The sequence below is a fragment of the Sulfitobacter sp. HI0129 genome (assembly GCF_001635395.1).
Lineage (GTDB): Bacteria > Pseudomonadota > Alphaproteobacteria > Rhodobacterales > Rhodobacteraceae > Sulfitobacter.
The window spans coordinates 1-286 of record NZ_LWGH01000939.1; the positions used below are offsets into that span (position 1 = coordinate 1).

Here is a 286-nt window from a genome sequence, read left to right on the forward strand (position 1 = left end):
GTAAGCGCGCCCTGTCCCGTGATCACCAGAAGCGGCGCGCGGTCCATGTTCCCGTCGGCAACGCCTGTCATGAGGTTGGTCGCCCCGGGGCCGAGCGTGCCGAGGCAAACGCCCACCTCGCCAGTCAGCCGCCCATGGACAGAGGCCATGAATGCCGCGGCCTGTTCATGCCGGGTCAGGATGAATTCGATCTTCGAAGATTGGAGGGAGATCATCAGATCGGCGTTCTCTTCCCCCGGAAGGCCGTAGATACGTGTGATACCTTCCGCTTCGAGGCAGCGGACGA

1 protein-coding gene is annotated in these 286 nt (G+C 63.3%); it reads right to left on the reverse strand.

Features of this window, described 5'->3' with window-relative positions; all coding sequences use genetic code 11:
* Positions 1-286, reverse strand: a 286-nt coding sequence (locus tag A3764_RS21095; RefSeq protein WP_269085036.1) for a thiamine pyrophosphate-binding protein, incomplete at both ends; no start/stop codon positions are given.